Source organism: Amycolatopsis acidicola, assembly GCF_007713735.2.
Lineage (GTDB): Bacteria > Actinomycetota > Actinomycetes > Mycobacteriales > Pseudonocardiaceae > Amycolatopsis_E > Amycolatopsis_E acidicola.
Genome location: NZ_VMNW02000033.1, coordinates 42,982 through 61,420, shown reverse-complemented (window position 1 = coordinate 61,420; position 18,439 = coordinate 42,982). Strand labels below are relative to the sequence as shown.

At 72.4% G+C, this 18,439-nt stretch carries 15 protein-coding genes and 1 pseudogene; 7 read left to right on the top strand and 9 right to left on the bottom strand.

All coding sequences use genetic code 11. From position 1 onward, the window contains the following. Positions 1-32: 32 nt before the first annotated feature. On the top strand, positions 33-3,377 hold the full coding sequence (locus FPZ12_RS22080) for a TM0106 family RecB-like putative nuclease (protein WP_144752178.1): 3,345 nt from the start codon (positions 33-35) through the stop codon (positions 3,375-3,377). 4 nt (positions 3,378-3,381) lie between these two features. Here the strand turns inward: FPZ12_RS22080 and FPZ12_RS22075 are convergent, their stop codons facing one another. Further along, positions 3,382-5,502 carry an AfsR/SARP family transcriptional regulator gene (locus FPZ12_RS22075; protein WP_144752175.1) on the bottom strand — a complete coding sequence of 707 codons (2,121 nt, stop codon included), beginning with the start codon at positions 5,500-5,502 and terminating at the stop codon, positions 3,382-3,384. 526 nt (positions 5,503-6,028) lie between these two features. Here FPZ12_RS22075 and FPZ12_RS22070 point away from each other — a divergent pair. From FPZ12_RS22070 to FPZ12_RS22060, 3 genes are all read left to right on the top strand, one after another. Next, positions 6,029-7,372: an NAD(P)/FAD-dependent oxidoreductase gene (locus FPZ12_RS22070; RefSeq protein WP_144752172.1), complete on the top strand. Its 1,344-nt coding sequence runs from the start codon at positions 6,029-6,031 to the stop codon at positions 7,370-7,372. A gap of 383 nt (positions 7,373-7,755) precedes the next feature. Next, positions 7,756-8,220, top strand: coding sequence for a roadblock/LC7 domain-containing protein (locus FPZ12_RS22065; RefSeq protein WP_144752243.1), 465 nt, complete (start codon positions 7,756-7,758; stop codon positions 8,218-8,220). Next, on the top strand, positions 8,220-8,744 hold the full coding sequence (locus FPZ12_RS22060; RefSeq protein ID WP_144752168.1) for a DUF742 domain-containing protein: 525 nt from the start codon (positions 8,220-8,222) through the stop codon (positions 8,742-8,744). Before FPZ12_RS22065 ends, FPZ12_RS22060 begins: the two co-directional genes overlap by 1 nt. Positions 8,745-8,820: 76 nt before the next feature. Here FPZ12_RS22060 and FPZ12_RS22055 read toward each other — a convergent pair whose 3' ends face one another. Genes FPZ12_RS22055 through FPZ12_RS22045 form a run of 3 tightly spaced genes read right to left on the bottom strand, consistent with a single transcriptional unit; the run spans position 8,821 to position 11,235 of the window. Further along, the gene (locus FPZ12_RS22055) at positions 8,821-9,402 is read right to left on the bottom strand and encodes a hydrolase (RefSeq protein ID WP_144752165.1); all 582 of its coding nucleotides are present in this window, start codon (positions 9,400-9,402) and stop codon (positions 8,821-8,823) included. A 16-nt stretch (positions 9,403-9,418) separates the two neighbouring features. Beyond that, on the bottom strand, positions 9,419-10,792 hold the full coding sequence (locus tag FPZ12_RS22050; protein ID WP_243769965.1) for an MFS transporter: 1,374 nt from the start codon (positions 10,790-10,792) through the stop codon (positions 9,419-9,421). After that, the gene (locus tag FPZ12_RS22045) at positions 10,789-11,235 is read right to left on the bottom strand and encodes a MarR family winged helix-turn-helix transcriptional regulator (RefSeq protein ID WP_144752162.1); all 447 of its coding nucleotides are present in this window, start codon (positions 11,233-11,235) and stop codon (positions 10,789-10,791) included. Before FPZ12_RS22045 ends, FPZ12_RS22050 begins: the two co-directional genes overlap by 4 nt. A gap of 205 nt (positions 11,236-11,440) precedes the next feature. Between FPZ12_RS22045 and FPZ12_RS22040 the strand changes: the two genes are divergently transcribed. Then, positions 11,441-12,781 (top strand): MFS transporter, encoded by a 1,341-nt coding sequence (locus tag FPZ12_RS22040; protein ID WP_144752158.1) that lies wholly within the window; start codon positions 11,441-11,443, stop codon positions 12,779-12,781. Beyond that, a complete protein-coding gene (locus tag FPZ12_RS22035; RefSeq protein ID WP_144752155.1) occupies positions 12,778-13,542 on the top strand; it encodes an N-acyl homoserine lactonase family protein in 765 nt (254 codons plus the stop codon). The genes FPZ12_RS22040 and FPZ12_RS22035 overlap by 4 nt, the downstream gene beginning before the upstream one ends. A gap of 5 nt (positions 13,543-13,547) precedes the next feature. Here FPZ12_RS22035 and FPZ12_RS22030 read toward each other — a convergent pair whose 3' ends face one another. Genes FPZ12_RS22030 through FPZ12_RS22020 form a run of 3 tightly spaced genes read right to left on the bottom strand, consistent with a single transcriptional unit; the run spans position 13,548 to position 15,625 of the window. Continuing rightward, complete coding sequence (locus FPZ12_RS22030) at positions 13,548-13,940, bottom strand: hypothetical protein (protein WP_144752152.1); 393 nt, start codon at positions 13,938-13,940, stop codon at positions 13,548-13,550. Then, positions 13,927-14,682, bottom strand: coding sequence for an SDR family oxidoreductase (locus FPZ12_RS22025; protein ID WP_144752148.1), 756 nt, complete (start codon positions 14,680-14,682; stop codon positions 13,927-13,929). The genes FPZ12_RS22030 and FPZ12_RS22025 overlap by 14 nt, the downstream gene beginning before the upstream one ends. A gap of 28 nt (positions 14,683-14,710) precedes the next feature. After that, positions 14,711-15,625, bottom strand: a complete 915-nt coding sequence (locus tag FPZ12_RS22020; protein ID WP_279537829.1) for an RNA polymerase sigma-70 factor — start codon at positions 15,623-15,625, stop codon at positions 14,711-14,713. Between FPZ12_RS22020 and FPZ12_RS47115 the strand changes: the two are divergent. Further along, positions 15,618-16,187: pseudogene (locus tag FPZ12_RS47115) on the top strand (DedA family protein); the annotation flags it as partial. The gene FPZ12_RS22020 and the pseudogene FPZ12_RS47115 overlap by 8 nt on opposite strands. 114 nt (positions 16,188-16,301) lie before the next feature. Here FPZ12_RS47115 and FPZ12_RS22010 read toward each other — a convergent pair. Next, the gene (locus tag FPZ12_RS22010) at positions 16,302-17,780 is read right to left on the bottom strand and encodes a SulP family inorganic anion transporter (RefSeq protein ID WP_144752144.1); all 1,479 of its coding nucleotides are present in this window, start codon (positions 17,778-17,780) and stop codon (positions 16,302-16,304) included. 59 nt (positions 17,781-17,839) lie between these two features. After that, positions 17,840-18,430 carry a carbonic anhydrase gene (locus FPZ12_RS22005; RefSeq protein ID WP_208025949.1) on the bottom strand — a complete coding sequence of 197 codons (591 nt, stop codon included), beginning with the start codon at positions 18,428-18,430 and terminating at the stop codon, positions 17,840-17,842. Positions 18,431-18,439 lie beyond the last annotated feature (9 nt).

Here is an 18,439-nt window from a genome sequence, read left to right as displayed (position 1 = left end):
CGGGGCAGGGAAACCGTGCCAGACTCGCCGCGATGCACACCCCCTCCGACCTCGCCGACCTGCTCGAATGCGAGCACCGGAGCGTCCTGAAACAGGCGCTGGCGGCGGGCCTGCCCGGCGCGCCGCGGCCCGAAGCCGGGGGCGACCGGCTCGCGGTGAAACACGGTCAGGCGCACGAAGAGGCCACACTCGCCCGGCTGCGGGAACGGCGCCCGGGGCTCGTGGAGATCGACTTCCGTGACCACGCCACGGCCGCCGCCGAGACGGCGAACGCGCTGCGCTCCGGCGCCCCGGTGATCTACCAGGCGGTGTTCGACGACGGCGAGTTCACCGGCCGGGCCGATTTTCTCGTGCGCGACGACGAAGGCCGCTACGAGGTGTACGACACCAAGCTGGCCCGGCACGCCCGCCCGTCTGCGGTCATCCAGCTCGCCGCGTACGCGGACGCCCTGCGCCGCGCCGGCTGGCCCGCGGGGCCGGGCATGCACCTGCTGCTCGGCGACGGCACCACCCGGTCCCTGCACGTGGACGACTTCGTCCCGCTGCTGCACCGGTTGCGCGCGAAACTGACGGCCCGCGAGCCCGCCCTGCCCGCTCAGTTGTGGGCCGACGAACGCCCAGCCTGTACCGGATGCGCGTTCGCCCGGCACTGCGCCGACGCGCGGGAGGCGGACCGGGACCTCGCGCTCGTCGCGGGGATGCGCACGGACCAGCGCCGCAAGCTGGTCGAAGCCGGCGTGCGCACCATCGACGCCCTCGCCGTGGCCGGGCCGGACGACCGCCCGCGCGACATGTCGGTCACGACGTTCACCGCGCTGCGCGCGCAGGCCGCGATCCAGGTCCGGCAGGACGCGACGGGGGAGATCAGCTACGAGATCATCGACCCGGACGTGCTCGCCGCGCTCCCGCCCGCCGCGCCCGGCGACGTCTTCTTCGACATGGAAGGCGATCCCTACGCGCTCGGCGGCGAAGGGCTGGAGTACCTCTTCGGCGCCGTGACAGCCGAAGAAGGCCAGCGGTTCACGCCCTTCTGGGCGCACACCCGGCTGGAGGAGAAGTCCGCCTTCGAGGCGTTCGTCGACTTCGCCACCGAGCGCCTCGCCGCCCACCCCGGCTCGCACGTCTACCACTACGCGCCCTACGAAGTCACCGCGCTCAAACGGCTCGCCGCGCAGCACGGCACCCGCGAGGAGGCGGTGGACGACCTGCTGCGCGCCGGTGCGCTCGTCGACCTCTACGCGGTGGTGCGCAAGGCTTTGCGGGTGTCACAGCGGTCGTACTCCATCAAGTACCTGGAGCCGCTGTACATGCCCGCGGCGCGCGACGGCGACGTGAAGACGGCGGTGTCGAGCATCGAAGCGTACGAGGACTACCTGACGCTCCGCGGGCTCGGCGAAACCGAGCAGGCCGACGAAGTGCTGCGCGGGATCAGTGACTACAACGAGTACGACTGCGTCTCCACGTTGCGGCTTTTCGAGTTCCTGCACGAGACCCGCGAAAAAGCCGGCATCGAACTGCGGGCGCCCGCCGAAGAGTCCGAAGTGGACGCTCTGCTCAAGGACACCACGGAGGACGTCGCCGCCCAGCGCCGCGCCGAACGCGCCGCCTACCTCGAAGGTCTGGTCGGCGCGCTGCACGACGGCACCGAGACCCGCGACCTGCTCGCCGCTTCGGTCGGCTATCACCGCCGCGAGACGAACCCCGCGTGGTGGGAGTACTTCCGCCAGCTGGCCGCGCCGCTGCACGATCTGGAGGTCGACGCCACGTGCGCGGTCCCGGTGTCGGTGGACGCGGGGGAGTGGGTGCCGCCGTCGGGCCGCGCCAAACTCGCCAAGCGCACGCTCGTGCTCGGCTGCGACCCCGAGCGGCCGCATCCCTTCGCGCCCGGCGACCAGGTCCGGCTGCGCTACGGCGGCGCGTCCCGCGACGCCAAAGTCGTGGCGGCGTCGGCGGAAGAGCTGACCCTGACCGAAAGCTGCCCGCCCGATCAGACGACGGGAGACCGTCCGGCCGCGGTCCTGCCCGGCAGTCCCGTGCGTCCGTCGCCCAAGGACGAGGCCGTGGCCGAACTGGCGCAGCTGGCGGTCGACACCCTGCCGGAACTGCCGCGCCACCCCGGGATCGACCTGCTGCGGCGGGTTCCGCCCCGGCTGCGCGGTAGCGCGCCGCTGCCGGAACCCGGCGAGGACCTGGTCCGCACGGTGATCGAAACGGTCGATCTGCTGGACCATTCCGCGCTCGCCGTGCAGGGCCCGCCCGGTGCGGGCAAGACATACCTGGCCGGCAAGCTGATCGCCCACCTCGTGCGCGAGGGGAAGACGGTGGCGGTGACGTCGACCAGCCACAAGGCGGTCGAGAACGTGCTGGCGGCGGCGAAGAAGAACGCGCCGGAACTGCCGTGTGCCAAGCGCCCCAAGGGAACCCCGGACCCCAAAACGCCGTGGGACCAGCCGAAGACGAACGACGCGCTGGTGCGCTGGCGCGCCGAGCACGACACCGGGCACCTGGTCGGCGGCACGGCGTGGACCTTCGCGAACGCCGCGATCCGGTCGGAGCCGTTCGACGTGCTGGTGATCGACGAGGCGGGCCAGTTCGCGCTGGCGGACGCGCTCGCCGTGTCCACGGCCGCGAAGAACCTCGTGCTGCTGGGCGATCCGCAGCAGCTGCCGCAGGTCGTGCAGGGCACGCACCCGGCGGGCGCGGAGGCGTCCGCGCTGGGGCACCTGCTCGGCGACGCCGACGTGATGCCGCCCGAGCTGGGGTATTTCCTGGACCAGACGCGGCGGATGCACCCCGGCGTGTGCGAACCGGTGTCGCGGCTGTCCTACGCCGGGTTGCTGCACGCCCACCCGTCCACCGCGTCCCGGAGCATCGAGGGTGTCGAGCCCGGGCTGCGGCTGGTGGAGGTGGAGCACCGGGGCAACACCACCCGGTCGGCCGAGGAAGCGGCACGTGTGGTCGATCTGGTGTCCACAGTGCACGGTCGGATGTGGACGGACGGCGAGGAGCGGCGGCCCTTGGGGGACCAGGACATCCTCGTCGTCGCGCCGTACAACATGCAGGTCAGGGTCGTCGCCAGGGAGCTGGAGCGCGCGGGCTACGCCGGCGTGCGGGTCGGCACCGTGGACCGCTTCCAGGGCCAGGAAGCACCGGTCGTGATCGCGACCATGACGTCGTCCTCCGCCGTCGACCTGCCGCGCGGACTCGACTTCCTGTTGTCCCGCAACAGGCTCAACGTGGCGTTGTCCCGCGCGCAGGTGCTGGCCGTGCTGGTGTGCTCGCCGCGGCTGGTCGAGGCCGACATCCGGACCGTCGCGCAGATGCGCCTGGTGTCGGGGATGATCGGGCTGATGAACAGCGCCACGCCGTGGGAGTGAGCGCTCAGGAGATCGAACTGCCCATCGCGGCCGCGTCGCGGGCGGCCAGCGCCCGCTCGGCCTCGGCGGTCTCCGCGTCCTCCGGAAAACCCCGCGCCAGCAACGCTTCCGCGTAGCGCGCGCGGGCGACCGCGACCGCGGGCCAGTGCCCGAGCGCGAGGTTGTGGCGCACCGCGGTCCGCAGGTGGCGGACGGCCAGCTCCGGTTTACCCATCGCCAGCGCGGACACCCCGAGCGCGTACTGCGCCGACCCGAAGCACGCGACGGCCAGGCTCGCCATCACCGGCAGCTGGCCGTACGGGCCGATCAGCTCGTACGCCCTCGCCGCCGTTTCCCCGTCGTGCAAGCGGTAAGCGCTTTCCGCGACCCCGTTCATCGACACCAGCCAGGTGCTCGACTGCGGCAGCGTCTCCAGCCCGTGCCCGGCGAGCCGCGCCAGTGACCCGGCCGCCGCCCGGTGGTCCCCGGCGTGCGCGGCCGCCACGGCGTGTGCGGCGAAGTACGAGTTGTCGAGGGTGCTCAGGGTCGTGGAGTGCACGAGGTCGTCCAGCAGGGGCAGCAGCTCCGGCAGCCTGCCCTGGAACCAGCGGATCGCCACGAGATGCGCCCCGTACCAGCCCATCGCGTCCGCGTCACCGGTCCGCTCGCCCAGCTCGGCGCACACCCGTGCGCGCTTCTCGGCCTCGTCGAACCGGCCCGCGCGGATGGTCAGCATGACCCGCATCGCCTCCGTGGTGAACCGCGCCGCGAGGAAGTCGTTCTCGGCGAGCGCCAGTTCCAGCTCGGCGAGGCGGCGCTCGGCGTGGCGGTCGGCGGCGAGGAACAGGTCGACGGTGTGCCACAGCAGGCCCATCAGCCGGTCCGCGCGCCGGCCCGTGCGCGTGCTTTCGCCGATCAGCTCCAGCGCCAGTGACTGGCGCAGCGGACCGTGCGCGGGCCCGAGCACGCAATGGTGCGCGATGCTCAGCGCTTCGGCCAGCGCGACCGGGTCCCCGGCGGTGCGGGTTTCCCGCAGCCGCGCCAGAATCCGGTCGTGCCCGGCCGTGCGGTAGTCGGCCTCGCCCGCCAGCCGCACGCGCAGCCGCAGGGCCAGCGGCGAGTCCGGGCCGACTGCGGAAAGCGCTCTCTCCAGGCGTGTGCGCAGCTGGTGGACACCGGTGGCGGTGCGGTGCTCGTGCACCCACAGCCCGGACAGGCCGAGGATCGCCTCCGCCGCGCCGGGCCCGTCGCCCGCGCGCTCGGCCAGCCCGTACGCGATCTCGAACTGCCGCCGTCCCGTCCTCAGATCGCCCTCGCCGAGCAGCGCCCGCGCCCCGGCGGCGAGCGGGCCGGGCGCTTCGTCCTGGCGCGCGAGCAAGGCCTTGTCCTGCGCCAGGATCTGACGCTGGACACCCGTCAAGGCCGGGGACGGTTCGACCCCGGCGTCCTCCAGCAGCTGCTGCCGGGCACGCCGGAAGGTGCGCAGCGCGTCGGCCTGCCGCCCCGCCCGGTAGAGCGCTTTCATCAGCTGACCCCAGAGCCGCTCGTGCCCGGGATGCGCGGCCGTCAGGGCCTGCAGTTCGGCGATGAGCTCACGGCCCTGGCCGAGCGCGAGGTCCGCGTCGATCCGGTCCTGCAGCGCTTCGTGCCGCAGTTGCGTGAGCCGCTCCGCCTCGGCGGCTAGGGACGGCACATCGTGGAACTCGTCGTAGGCCGGGCCCCGCCACAGGTCGAGCGCGGCCACGAGATTCCTGGCCGCCTCCGGGGATCTGCCCGCGGTCAGCGCCGCGCGCCCGGCGGTCGCGAGCCGCTCGAACCGGGCCACGTCGAGCAACTCCGGTGGCAGCGGCAGCGCGTACCCGGGCGGGCGGGTGAGGATCAGGTCCGTGGTTCCCGCCGCGGGCTGCAACGCCTTGCGCAGCCGCGAAACATACGTGCGCACGGTGCGGCCGGCGTCGTCGGGCGCCGCGGGCCCCCATAATTCGTCGACCAGCGCGGATACGCTGACCGATCGCCCGCGCGCGGCGAGCAGCAGTGCCAGGAGCGCGCGCAGCCGCGGCCCGCCGAGGTCGAGGCGCCTGCCGTCGGCGTGGACCTCCAGCGCGCCGAGCACGCGGAAGTCCACGCCCCGCGGAACTTCGTTCACACCGAGAGGAGCCGGGGCACCGGGGCCAGATACGGAATCGTGGCGGATCCGCCGGTGCGGCTACCGGGGCCGGGGAGGCGGAAGGTCCCGGCGTCCGCACCGGCGGTGCCCCTGCCCCGCACGCCGTGCGGCCAGCTCTCGGTTGCGCCGTGTCGAAAGGTGCCGGGCGGCGGCGTGGTCGTCCCCCACGATCGCCGCCGCCTCGGCGGACGGAGAGAGCGCGCCCGGTGTGGCCGCGCTGCCGCCGTTTCGCTCATCCCCGAGCCCGTTGGATCTGAGCACCGGCCTTCGCATCGCGAGCCTCCCCTCGACCTGCCCGGACCGCCGTCCCTCCCCGGCCGGCCGTCCCGGCTGCGTCCTCTCCAGTGCGCTCCACGGTCGCAGCAGCCGTCGACAATCCGTCGACAGTGACCCGGGGTGTCCTTTGTGGACCCCGCCGTCACCGGTCCGGGTGGGTGTCGGTTCCGGCGGTGGCGGGTAACCGGGCGTGAGAACTGTGTTGTCGAGCAATCGGAGATGGTGGGACATGACGCAGGCCGCGTCGCATGAGGTCGTGATCGTCGGCGCCGGGTTCGCCGGGCTGAACGCGGCGCGCGGGCTGGCCGCGCGCGGGGTCGACGTGCTGCTGCTGGACCGGAACAACTACCACCAGTTCCAGCCGCTGATCTACCAGGTCGCCACCTCGCAGATAGCCAGCAAGGACGTCGCGCGCCCGCTGCGCGCGATCTTCCGCCGCGACCGCCGGGTGCGCGTCGTCACGGCCGAGGTGACCGCGATCGACGCGAAGACCCGCACCGTGACCACCTCGGACGGGCTCAGCTACCAGGGCAAGGTGCTCGTCGTGGCGGCGGGCGCGGAGGTCAACTTCTTCGGCATCCCCGGCGCCGCGGAGCACGCCTTCCCGCTGTACTCCCTCGACGACGCCGCCCGCCTGCGGTCCCGGTTCCTCGGCGCGCTCGACGCCGCCGACCGCGACAGCCGCTACATCGACCGCGGCGCGCTGAACGTGGTGGTCGTCGGCGCGGGCCCGACCGGGGTCGAGACCGCGGGCGCCGTGGCCGAGAGCATGACCGGCGTCGTCCCGTCCTACCTGTCCCCGGAGCTGGCCCGGGCCGGGCGGGTCTACCTGGTGGACATGCTGCCCGAGGTGCTGATGCCCTTCAGCGAGAAGTCGCGCGCCTACGCGGCGGAGCGGCTGCGGGCCGGGGGTGTGGAGCTGCGGCTGGGCGCCAGCGTGACCGAGGTGCGCAAGGACGGCGTCAAGCTGAAGGACGGCTCGTTCATCTCCTCGCGCACGGTCGTCTGGGCCGGCGGGCTCAAGGGCCGCTCGCTGCTGGCGGGCTCCGGCCTGCCGCAGGGCAAGGGCGGCTGGGTCGACGTGGACCCGGATCTGTCCGTGCCGGGGCTCGAAGGCGTGTACGCGCTGGGCGACACCGCGAACATCGTCGACGGGGCCGGGCAGCGGCTGCCGCAGCTCGGTTCGGTGGCGCAGCAGGCCGGGCACCACGTGGTGCGGAACGTCCTGGCCGACCTGCGCGGCGGCCGGCGCGCCCCGTTCGTCTACCGGGACAAGGGGATCATGGCGATGATCGGCCGCGGCGCCGCGATCGCCGAGCTGGGCAGCAAGCACCGGCGCTTCACCGGGCCGCCCGCGTTCCTGGCCTGGCTGGCCGTGCACGTGGTGCTGATGTCCGGGATCCGGGAGCGGATCGGCGCGGTGATCAGCTGGCTGTGGGACTACTGCACGCGCACCCGGCCGCAGATCGTCGTGGACCGCCCGGACGCCTACGAGATCGACTGGTCCGAAGACGGCGAAGACGGCGAGGAGGACGCCGCCGCTTCGCCCGGCCGCGACCGGGCCTCGGCCTGACCGTCCACAAAGGACGCGGAGTGCCGCGGGCAGGGGTGCCCGCGGCACTTTCACGCGGGCCGAACCCGGCAAAACCGGCACTCGTCCGACCTCCCTCGGTCGTGGGGGCCTGACCGGGGGAATCCCTACCAAGAGCGCCAGGGGCCGCCGGAAGGATTGCTCCATTCGGGTGGATCTTGCTGCGGCTAGCGGCCGAAGACGCTCACCCTGGGTAGCGACTTTGCTCGCTATCCGCATCATGGCAGGTCGTCGGCCCGTGACGGCCCCGCGGAAGATCACGGCGGTCGCAAGCTGCGTTTTCGCTCCCGCTACGCTCACCCGGCATGCCGCCCGGACCCGCCGACGCGGTGGTGGGAGCGGATGCTGGGGAAGCCGCCGGATCCATGGAGGAACAAGTGACCTCGGCGCAGCGCCACACAGTTGATTTCAACTGGCTGGTCAACGACTTCGCGCTCCGCGTGCCCGGGGTGGCGCACGCCGTGGTGGTGTCCGCCGACGGACTGCTGCTCGCCGCCTCGGACCGGCTGCCGGTCGAGCGCGCGGACCAGCTGGCCGCGGCCGCGTCCGGGCTGATGAGCCTCACCCAGGGCGCGGCGCGGTGCTTCCAGGCCGGCCGGGTCACCGAGACCGTGGTCGAGATGGAACTGGGCATCATGATCCTGATGTCCATCAGCGACGGGTCCTGTCTCGTCGCGCTGGCCGCGCCGAGCTGCGACATCGGGCAGGTCGCCTTCGAGATGACCATGCTGGTCGAGCGCGTCGGCCAGATCATGACCCCCGAGCTGCGGGCCCAGCTGCAGGGCGCGATGTCGATGCCCGACGCCGGCGAGGTGGAGTGGCCCCGCTGATGTACCGAAGGTCCCGCCGCGAGCGACGGTCCCCGGAGCACCGCGGGAACGACGCGCCGGAGGAGGCCGCCGGCGAAAACCCCGGGGCGGGCAAGCACCGGGCCACGGGCGGGAAGCCCGCGGCGCGGGACCGGAAGCCTTCGCCGGTGCCGCGCGCGAAACCCGAGCCGCGCGAGCCGGACCCCTTCGAGGACACCTCGTTCGTCCGGCCCTACGCGCTGACCAGCGGCCGCACCGCCGTGAACTACGTGCTGGAGCTGGAAACCCTGGTCACGACGGTGGAGGACTGCGCCCCGCCGCAGACCATGGAGCAGATCGCGATCCTCGAAGCCTGCCGCAGCCCGCGGTCGATCGCCGAGCTGGCCTCCCGCCTGCGGGTCCCGGTGGGCGTGGCGAAGGTGCTCGTCAGCGACGCGGCCGACGCGAACCTGGTGCTGGTGCACCGCACCCTCACCGGCGACGACCAGGCCGACACGCACCTGTACGTGATGACCCGCGTGCTCGAAGGACTGCGCCGCCTCTGAACAGCGCCTCCTAACAGCGCCTCTGAAGGAAAAAGGGGGCGGCGCCGGCGAACCGGCACCGCCCCGTCCGCCGGGCTCAGCCGTGCGTTTTCTCCAGCAGCGCCAGGATTTCCGCCGTCGTGCCGGTCTCGGCGAGGCGGGGGAAGATCTTCTCCACGCTGTTGCGGTGCGCGTCCGCGTCGGAGTCGGTCACCGCGTCGGTCGCGATGGTGACGTGGTGGCCGTGCTCGTGCGCGGCCCGCGCCGTCGACTCGACGCCGATGCTGGTGGCCACGCCGGTCAGCACGATCTGCGTGACGCCCCGGCGCCGCAGCTGCAGCTCGAGGTCCGTGCCGAAGAACGCCGACCAGTTCCGTTTGGTGACGACGACGTCGCCGCGCCCGGCCAGTTCGGGGACGACCTCGTCCCAGCCCGGCGGCGGGGCCTGCCTCTGCTGCTTCGCGTCGGTGCGGCCGGGAACGGCGTCGGCGCCGTCCGCGGCGAAGGTGACGCGTACCAGTACGACCGGGAGGTCGCGGGCGCGGAACGCGTCGGCCAGCTCGACCGTGCGGGCCAGGACGTCCGTGACGCCGTAAGGGGCGCCGGGGATGCCCATGATGCCCTGCTGCAGGTCGATCACGACCAGCGCGGTCTTCGGGTCCAAAGTGGTGACGGGCAAGGGGTTTTCCTTTCGGTCAAACGGTTTCCGCCGCGTCGTGGCCGACGCGGCGCAGGGGGCGGTCGACGAGCGTGACCACGAAGAGCAGGCTGGAGACACACACCAGCAGCACGGCCATGCCGTGCAGGCCGGAGGTGTCGGCGCCGTGGCCGTAGAAGGCGGCGCTCGCGGCGGAAGCCAGCAGCGCGCCGACGTAGGTGAAGGTGCGCAGCAGCCCGGCGGAGGAGCCCATCCGGGCCGGATCCGCTTGCGCGTAAAGGGCGTTCTGGTTCGCCAGCCCGTTGAGGCCCTGCGCGATCCCGGCGACAGCGCCGACCGCCGCCAGCAACCAGACGAGGCTGTCCGTCCCGAGGAAAAGCAGCGCGACGGAGGCGACCACCTGTGCCAGCGCGCCGCCCACGAGCTTGCCCCACACCTGCGGGGTCCGGCCGACGAGCGCCGTGATGCCCATCGCCGCCAGCGAAAGCGGCAGCAGCAGCAATCCCGCGGCGGACGCACTGAGCGAACGGCCTTCCTCCAGCCATTGCGTGTAGCCGTAGAGGAATGCGTACGCGGTGGTGTAAGCGAGCAGCTGCCGCAAGTAGGTCGCGAGCAGGGGACCGTTGCCGCGCAGCACGCGCAGGTCGACGAACGGCGTGTCCGCGCGGTTTTCCCGCAGTGTGAAAGCGATCCCGGCCGCGACGGCGACCACCATGAGGTACCACCGCCGTGGGTCCATCAGGAAGAACAGGAACGCGGTGAGCATCGCCGCGAACAGCAGCATGCCCAGCGGGTCCACGCTTTGCCGCTCGCCCTGGCCCTTCAGCGCGCGCGGCAGGGTGAGCGTGCCCAGGATCAGGCAGGCCACCGAGAGCGGGATGTTGACGCCGAAGATCAGCTGCCAGCCGCCGAGCCCGATCAGCAGACCGCCCACCGTGGGCCCGATCGCCGAGATCACCTGGTTCGACACCGACAGCGCCGCGAGGATCCCGCTCGGGCTCTTCATCCCCGTGCGGTCGGCCTCGGCGCGCAGCAGGTACATCGACGCCGGGTACGCGGCGGAGGTGCCGAAACCCAGCAGTACCCGGGAAAGCACCAGCACCCACAGATCCGGCGCGAAGATCCCGAGCACCCCGGCGACCCCGACCAGCGCGGTGCCCGCCAGGTACAGCGGGCGCGGGCCGAAGGTGTCCACCAGCCTGCCGATCACCGGCTGCCCGACCGCGGTCGCGAGGTACAGCGCGGACACCAGCCACGCGGTCTGCGCCGGCGGGGCGCCGAACGCCTGCCCGATCGGGATCAGGGCGACCGCGAGCATCGAGGAGTTGACCGGGTTCAGGATCGAGCCCAGCATCATCGGGGCGATCAGCCGCCGGTCGAACGCGGGGGCACGGTCCTCGACCGCGGTCATGATCCGGCCACCTTGTCCAGGACTCCCATCGCGACGATGAGGGCCTGCAGTTCTTCTTCCGTGCCCTGCTCCTGCAGCGCGCGGGCGAGCCAGGCTTCGCGGGCGCGTTTGACGCCCTGACGCCGTTCCCGGCCCAGCGCGGTGAGCGTGACGAGCTGGCGGCGGCCGTCATCGGGATCCGGATTCCGCTGCACCAGACCGGATTCCTCCAGCGCCGCGACGATCTTGGCCATCGACTGCGGGCGGACCTGCTCGACGGCGGCGAGTTCGCTGGCCGAGGCCGGGCTCTGTTTGCCGAGCCGCACCAGCACCGAGGTCTGCGCGGGGGTGATGTCGCCGTCGCCGCCGAGCGACCGGAGCTTGCGCAGCAGCCGCCCGACGACGACCCAGGTGTCGCTCGCGGCCTGCGCGGCGGTGGGGGAGAGCGGTTCGCCGTCGGTCATGGCTTCACCGTAGATCTACAGTCTTAACTGCGCAATTAAAACTGCGCACCTGAGGCTGTCTACTGGGTCATATGTGACGGCCGTCACTTTGACAGCGGCGGACGGGCGTCCGAAGATGCCTAATTAACCGCGCGGTACATAACTGGTCCGACGGCCCCCGGTGGGCCGGGGCCTTCTGCAACGGCGCATAGCAAGGGAGCACGACGTGGCCGGTCAGCCCGACGTCCAGCGAGCACGACCACGCAAGGCGGCCTTGGCCGCGTGGATCGGCAGCGCGCTCGAGTACTACGACTTCTTCATCTACGGGACGGCCGCGGCGCTCGTCTTCGGCAAGATCTTCTTCCCGTCCTCGTCCCCGGCCGCGGGCACGCTGCTCGCGCTCTCGACCTTCGGCGTCGGGTACGTGACCAGGCCGCTGGGCGCGATCCTGCTGGGGCACATGGGCGACCGCTTCGGCCGCAAGCGGGTGCTGGTGCTGACGCTGCTGCTGATGGGCGCGTCCACGGTGCTCGTCGGCTGCCTGCCGAGCTACCACACCGCGGGCATCACCGCGCCGATCCTCCTGGTGGCGCTTCGCCTGCTGCAGGGGCTGTCGGCGGGCGGCGAGCAGGCGAGCGCGAACTCGATGTCGCTGGAGCACGCGCCGGAGAACCGGCGCGCGTACTACACCAGCTTCACCCTCAGCGGCACGCAGGCCGGGCAGATCATCGCCACCGCGGTGTTCCTGCCGGTGGCCGCGTTGCCGCAGGCCGACCTGCTGGCCTGGGGCTGGCGCATCCCGTTTTTCGCGAGCGCGCTGATGGTTCTCGCCGGCTACCTGATCCGGCGCACGCTGGAGGAAACCCCGGTGTTCGAGCGCGAGGTGCGCTCGGGTGAGGTGGCGAAGATGCCGCTCGCGGTCCTGCTGCGCGACCACTGGGCGGACGTGCTGCGCGTCATCGTCGCCGCGCTGATCGCTTCGGTGAGCACGATCTTCACCGTCTACGCGCTGAGCTACGCGGTCAACACCGTCGGCCTGAGCAAGACGCCGATGCTGTGGGTCGGGGTGCTCGCCAACATCGCCGCGGTGGTCACGATCCCGTTGTGGGCGAAGCTTTCCGACCGGCTGGGCCGCAAGCGGCTGTTCATCGCGGGCTCGCTGGGCTGCGCGGTGCTGATCTTCGCGTACCTCGGCGCCATCGCCGCCGGGAGCTGGACGTGGATCTTCGTGGTAGGCGTGCTGATGTTCGGCGTCGTGTACACCGCGACGAGCGCGGTCTGGCCCGCGTTCTACGGCGAGATGTTCCCGGCGCGGGTGCGGCTTTCCGGCACCGCGATCGGCACCCAGATCGGGTTCGCGATCAGCGGGTTCCTGCCGACGCTCGCGGCCGGGATCGCCGGGGACGGCAAGGGCGCGTGGCTCGGCGTCTCGATCTTCACCGCCGCGCTCTGCCTGGTGAACGTGATCGCGGTGGCCAGCGGCCGTGAGACCTTCCGCGTGCCGACCGCGAAGCTCGGCCTCAAGGACCCTAAGGCGCGCGTGCCGCAGGAGGCCGTCGCGCCGTGACGGAGTATCGCGTGTACGCGCTGTGCTATGGCCACCGCACCGGCACGCGCGGGCAGCATTTCCTCGGCTGCGACGAGCACGAGTGGAACCAGCCGCACCCCACGGCTTACTACGTGTGGCTGGCGGTTTCGGACAACCACACCGTGCTCGTCGACGCCGGGATCCGGCCGGAGCGGGCCGGCGAGCTGGACTCCTACGAGCCACCGGCGAAGGTGCTGTCCGAGTTCGGGGTCCCGGCGACCGCGGTGAACCGGCTGGTGCTGACGCATCTGCACTACGACCACGCCGGAACCGTCGCGGACTTCCCGCACGCCCGGTACGTGGTGCAGCGCCAGGAGTACGAGTACTGGACCGGGCCGTGGGCCCGGCGGATCACGCGGGAGCAGTGGCTGCTCGACGGGGAAGCGCTGGAGTTCCTCGGAAACGCGGGGCAGCGGCTGGACTTCGTCGACGGGGACCTGGAGATCCTGCCGGGGCTGAGCGTCCACCTCGTGGGCGGGCACACGGCCGGGATGCAGGTCGTGCGGGTCGCCACCGCGGCAGGGCCGGTGGTGCTGGCCTCGGACGCCGCGCATTTCGCGGAGAACCTCGAGGACGACCGGCCCGCCCCGCTGGTGCACACGATGACCGGGATGTACGGCGCCTTCGACCGCGTCAAGGAGCTGGCCGGCCCCGGCGGGAGGTACCTGCCGGGGCACGATCCCGTCGTGCTGGACCGCTTCCCGGCCGAAGTGCCCGGCCGCGTGGTGCGGGTGGCGTGAGCGGGTCAGGTTTTTCCGGCCCTGGTCAGGAAAAGCAGGCCGGCCGGGATCAGCGCCACCACGGTCAGCGCGGAAACCAGCAGCACGGACCGCGTCATCGGCAGGTGGTGCAGGTAGCGCAGGTGGATCAGCGCGTGCCCGGCCGCGAACACGAGGAACGCGGCGAGCGCCGTGCGGGTCAGGCGGCGGTCCCGCAGCACCGCGGCGGTCGCGAGGAAGACGCCGATCGCGAGGCTGGAAACGCCGAAGTCCAGCAGCAGGTGCTCGTTGTAGGGCAGGTGCAGGTGGACCCAGCTCAGCGCGAAGAAGCGAGTCGGGAACAACACGATGAACGCCCCGAGGCCGAGCTCCAGTGCCGCGCAGAACCACACTCCGGCACGGAGGCTACGACTTCGCATGGCCGGTCCGCTCCGCGAGGAACTCCGCGAAAATCATCCGCCCGTCGGCGTGGTCCGGGGCGAGGTGCCTGCCCTCGCGGAAGGCGCGGAAAGCCTTGCCGGGCAAGCGAAGCGGCAGCACCGGGCGGCGGCTCCCGGTGGCCGCCAGGTACATCCGGGCCAGCTCGGTGACGGTCTTGATCTCCGGCCCGCCCAGGTCCGGCACCCGCCCGGCCGGTTCGCCTTGCACGATCGCGGTGAGCCGCGCGGCGACGTCGGGCAGGCCGACCGGCTGCAGCCGCATCCCGGCGGGCACCAGCATGACCGGCAGCCACCGCTGCGCCGAGAACACGGTGCCGACGAGATCGTGGAACTGGGTCGCGCGCAGCGTGGTGTACGGGATCCCGGACTCCGCGATCAGCTCTTCCACGGCCTTTTTCGTGCGGTAGTAGGCGAACGGGAAGTCGTCGATGCCGACGATCGAGATGTACACGAGGTGCGGGACACCGGCCCGCCGCGCGGCGGCCAGCAGGGTACGGGCGGCCGGGACGTCCTTCTTCCCCAGCGTGCTGGCGCAGTGCACGACGACACCGGCGCCGTCGAGCGCGGCGTCCAGGCCCGCGCCGGTGAGCAGGTCGCCGGTGTACCCGGTGCCGGGCCGGCGGCTGAGCACACGCACTTCACGGCCTTCGTCGCGCAGCCGCGCGGTGAGCACGCGGCCGAGGTGGCCGGTGCCGCCGGTGACCAGGATCGGGTTCGTCATCGTTCCTCCGGTGGTTCGGGGTACACCGCTAGGAACCGGATGGGCCGCCCGGATGTGACAGGCCCCCGGCCTGGGCGCGGGCGAAGGCGAGTTTGCCCGGCCCCGCCACGATCCGCAGCGCGCGGATCCGGCCGCCGTCGAACTCGGGCACGAGCACCCCGGACAGCTCCGGCCCGGCCCACGCCAGCACCGCCGTCGTCCCGTTGACCTCCGCGAACGACGTTTCGAGCGACGCGCCGTACTTCGTGATCGTGCCCGCCAGGTACCGGGCGACGGCGAGCCGTCCCGACACCGGCCGCCCGGCGACCGGCACCTGGCCGCCGCCGTCGGCCCACGACGTGACGTCCTCGGTCAGCAACTCCTCCAGACCGGCCACATCGCCTTCGCGGGCCGCGGCGAGGAACCGTTCGACGAGCTCGCGGATCTCGTTGTCCGGCGGCGGCACGGTTTCGGGCAGCTCGGCGAGGCGGGCGCGGGCGCGGTGATACAGCTGACGGCAGCTCGCTTCGGACCGGTCGAGGATCGCGGCGATTTCGCCGTGGCTGTAGGAAAAAGCCTCCCGCAACACGAACACCGCACGCTCGGCGGGGGACAGCCTTTCGGCGAGCACCAGCAGCGCGAAGGAGACGGAGTCGCGCTGCTCCGCCAGTTCGAGCGGGCCGAGCGCGCCGTCGGCGGTCAGCACCGGCTCGGGCAGCCACGGCCCCCGATAGGCCTCGCGGCGCACCCGCGCGGAGTCGAGCTGGTTGAGGCAGAGGTTGGTGGCGACCTTCACCAGCCATCCGGCCGGTGCCGCGATGGAGGCGCGATCCGCCTTTTCCCAGCGCAGGAAGGTTTCCTGCACGATGTCCTCCGCTTCGTGCGCGGAGCCCAGCATCCGGTAGGCCAGCCCGAACAGCCGGCCCCGGTACGCCTCGAACTCTTCGGCCGATCGCGTGCTCACCCGCCCAACTGTGCCAGAAGGGCACGGGAAGAACCCCACCCCGGATGGTGGGGTTTTCCGCATTCCGCCGGCGCTCCGCACCCGGCAGCCTGGTCGGAGAAGATCGAAAGAAGGGGGTACGCCGGTGGGCCTGCACCAGCTGTTGTCCGCCGGCGGACCGGCTCCGCTGTGGCTGTACCTGTTCCTGGTGCTGATCACGGCGGCGCCGTTCGTGCCGAACTCCGCGATCGTCGCGGGCTCGGGAGCCCTTGCGGCACAAGGACAAGTGTCGCTTCCGGCGCTCGTGGCCGCGGTACTCGCCGGCACGGTGGCGGGGGACGCGGGGGCGTATCTGGTGGCGCGCTGGCTGTGGCGCCGTACGGGCCGTGGCCGGTTCCGGCGCCTCGCGGAGGCCACCGCGGACCGGATCGGCCGGCACGGTCCCGCGGTGCTCATCGCGTTGCGGTTCGTGCCCGGCGGGCGCGCCACCGGGGCGGCGGCCGCCGGGCTGAGCCGGTTCCCGGCCGCACGCTGCCTCGGCGCGGCGATCATCGCCGAGGCGGCGTGGACCGGGACGTACGTGACCCTCGGCTACACCGGCGGCACGCTGGCGCCGGGGCCGTTGCCGGCGCTGCTGGCAGCGTGCTGTTTGTGCGTGCTCACCGGTCTCGTCGGGCTCGTCGTGCGGCGCGTGTCCTCACGGGTGCGCGGGCGCCGGCGGGATGAGCGTGATGGTGCGCCCGACGGCGCGCTGCCGCTGGATCCACTCCCGGACGGTCTCCTGGCAGGCGTGGTCGTAATGGCCGAGCCCACCGCAGTCGATCACCGCCTCGCCGTCGGCCGGGAGCTCGTCCAGTGCCCGGTTGAGCCGCGGCACGCGCAGGAAAGTGGCGTGCCCGCTCAGCCGCAGCCGGGTGCCGTCCGGCCCCGTGACGACCGAGACGTGCAGATGCGACAGCTCCCACGCGGTCTTGACCAGCGCCGCGAGCACGCCGATCAGCACGCCCTCGAACAGGGTGGTGGCCACGATCGCGGCGGCGGTCAGCAGCAGGACGACGGCCTCGCCGCGATTCTCCTTCCACACCAAGGCGACCTTGGCCGGGGACACGAGTTTCCACCCGGCCTGGAGCAGCAGCGCGGCGAGCGCCGCGACCGGCACCAGATCGAGCACGCCCGGCACGGCGACCACGAACACCAGCAGCCAGAACCCGTGCAGGACCCGGGAAAGCCGGGTGCGGGCGCCCGCGTTGACGTTGGCGGAACTGCGCACGATCACCGCGGTCATCGGGAGCGCGCCGAGCGCCCCGCACACGGTGTTCCCGACGCCCTGCGCGACCAGTTCCTTGTTGTACGCGGTGCGCGGGCCGGTGTGCATCCGGTCCACGGCCGCGGCGCTGAACAGGCTTTCCGCGGACGCGATCAGCGCGAACACCAGCACGCTGCCGATCAGCGTCCCGTTGACCAGCCCGGTGAGCTGCGCGGCGCCCGGCGGCTGCAGGACGTCGGCCAGCGAACCCACCTCCAGGCGGGTGATCGGCAGGCCGAGCCCGGCCGTCGCCAGCACGGCGACGAGCACCGCCGCCAGCGGCGCGGGCACGTACCGGGAAACCACGGGAACCCGCGGCCACACGGCGATCACCAGCAAGGTCAGTACCGCGATGCCGCCCGCCGCGAGCGAAGCGCCGCCGCCCAGCAGCGAAGGCAGGCCGGTCAGGTTCGCCCATGCGCCGCCGGGGGCGGAACGGTCGAGCGCGGCGAAGAGCTGCCCGAGGATGAGCACGGCGCCGATCCCGGCGAGCATGCCCTGGACGACGCCGCTGGAGATGGCCTGGAACCAGCGGCCGACGCGCAGCACGCCGAACAGGATCTGCAGCAGACCCGCGCCGAGCACGACCGCGCCGAGGCTGGCGAGCCCGTGGTGCTGCACGAGATCCAGGGTGAGCACGGTCAGCCCGGCGGCGGGCCCGCTGACCTGCAGGCTGCTGCCCGGCAGCAGCCCGGCCACGAGCCCGCCGACGATGCCGGTGACCAGGCCGAGCTCGGCGGGGACGCCGGAGGCGACGGCCACGCCGACGCACAACGGCAGCGCGACCAGGAACACCACGAGCGACGCGGTCACGTCCTGGCGCACGGAAGGGAAGAGTTTTTCCTTGCGGGGCAAGGTGAAAGCAGGCATGAGGACTCCTCGTTGTCGCCTGTGTGCGGCGGCACTGCCGGCACGGGGAGCGGGATCGTTCAGAGCGGGCGGAAAGCCCGGGCGGCGGGGTCGAACCGGGTGACGGCGCCGGTGTGCACCTCGTAGTACCAGCCCTCGACGGTGAGTTCGCCGCCCAGTTCGCGCACCCGGGGATGACTGTCCAAAGTGGCCAGCTGGTTGGTGATGTGGTCCTCGACGGCCTCCCGCAGAGTGTGGTCGCCGCGAGCGTCGCGCACCCCGGTGAGGTGCTGCTGGCGCAACCAGCGGGCGAGCGCGGGCCCGGCGCCGGTGCCGTCGGCGAGCAGGCCCGCCACGGCGCCGCAGTGCGAATGCCCGCACACGACGACGTGCCGGATGCCCAGCTGGGTCAGCGCGAATTCGATCGTGGCGCTGACGCCGCAGGCGTTCCCGGCGGGGTAGGGCGGGACGATGGCGCCGGCGGTGCGCAGCTCGAAAAGCTGCCCCGGGCCGGCGTCGGTGAGCTGCGCGGGCATCACGCGGGAGTCCGAGCAGCTGATGAAGAGCATGGCGGGCCGCTGTCCTCCGGCGAGCGCGGCGTAGTCGGTGCGCTCGCCCGAGATGCGGGAACGGAAAGTGCGGGCAGCGTCGACGAGACGTTCGGCAGACAAGACAAGTCC

Bases quoted from the DNA above. Each gene is read 5' to 3' on its own strand.
- FPZ12_RS22050 (WP_243769965.1), bottom strand. From the start codon at position 10,792: ATGACCGCGGTCGAGGACCGTGCCCCCGCGTTCGACCGGCGGCTGATC.
- FPZ12_RS22045 (WP_144752162.1), bottom strand. From the start codon at position 11,235: ATGACCGACGGCGAACCGCTCTCCCCCACCGCCGCGCAGGCCGCGAGC.
- FPZ12_RS22065 (WP_144752243.1), top strand. From the start codon at position 7,756: ATGGAGGAACAAGTGACCTCGGCGCAGCGCCACACAGTTGATTTCAAC.
- FPZ12_RS22060 (WP_144752168.1), top strand. From the start codon at position 8,220: ATGTACCGAAGGTCCCGCCGCGAGCGACGGTCCCCGGAGCACCGCGGG.
- FPZ12_RS22025 (WP_144752148.1), bottom strand. From the start codon at position 14,682: ATGACGAACCCGATCCTGGTCACCGGCGGCACCGGCCACCTCGGCCGC.
- FPZ12_RS22080 (WP_144752178.1), top strand. From the start codon at position 33: ATGCACACCCCCTCCGACCTCGCCGACCTGCTCGAATGCGAGCACCGG.
- FPZ12_RS22030 (WP_144752152.1), bottom strand. From the start codon at position 13,940: ATGCGAAGTCGTAGCCTCCGTGCCGGAGTGTGGTTCTGCGCGGCACTG.
- FPZ12_RS22010 (WP_144752144.1), bottom strand. From the start codon at position 17,780: ATGCCTGCTTTCACCTTGCCCCGCAAGGAAAAACTCTTCCCTTCCGTG.
- FPZ12_RS22070 (WP_144752172.1), top strand. From the start codon at position 6,029: ATGACGCAGGCCGCGTCGCATGAGGTCGTGATCGTCGGCGCCGGGTTC.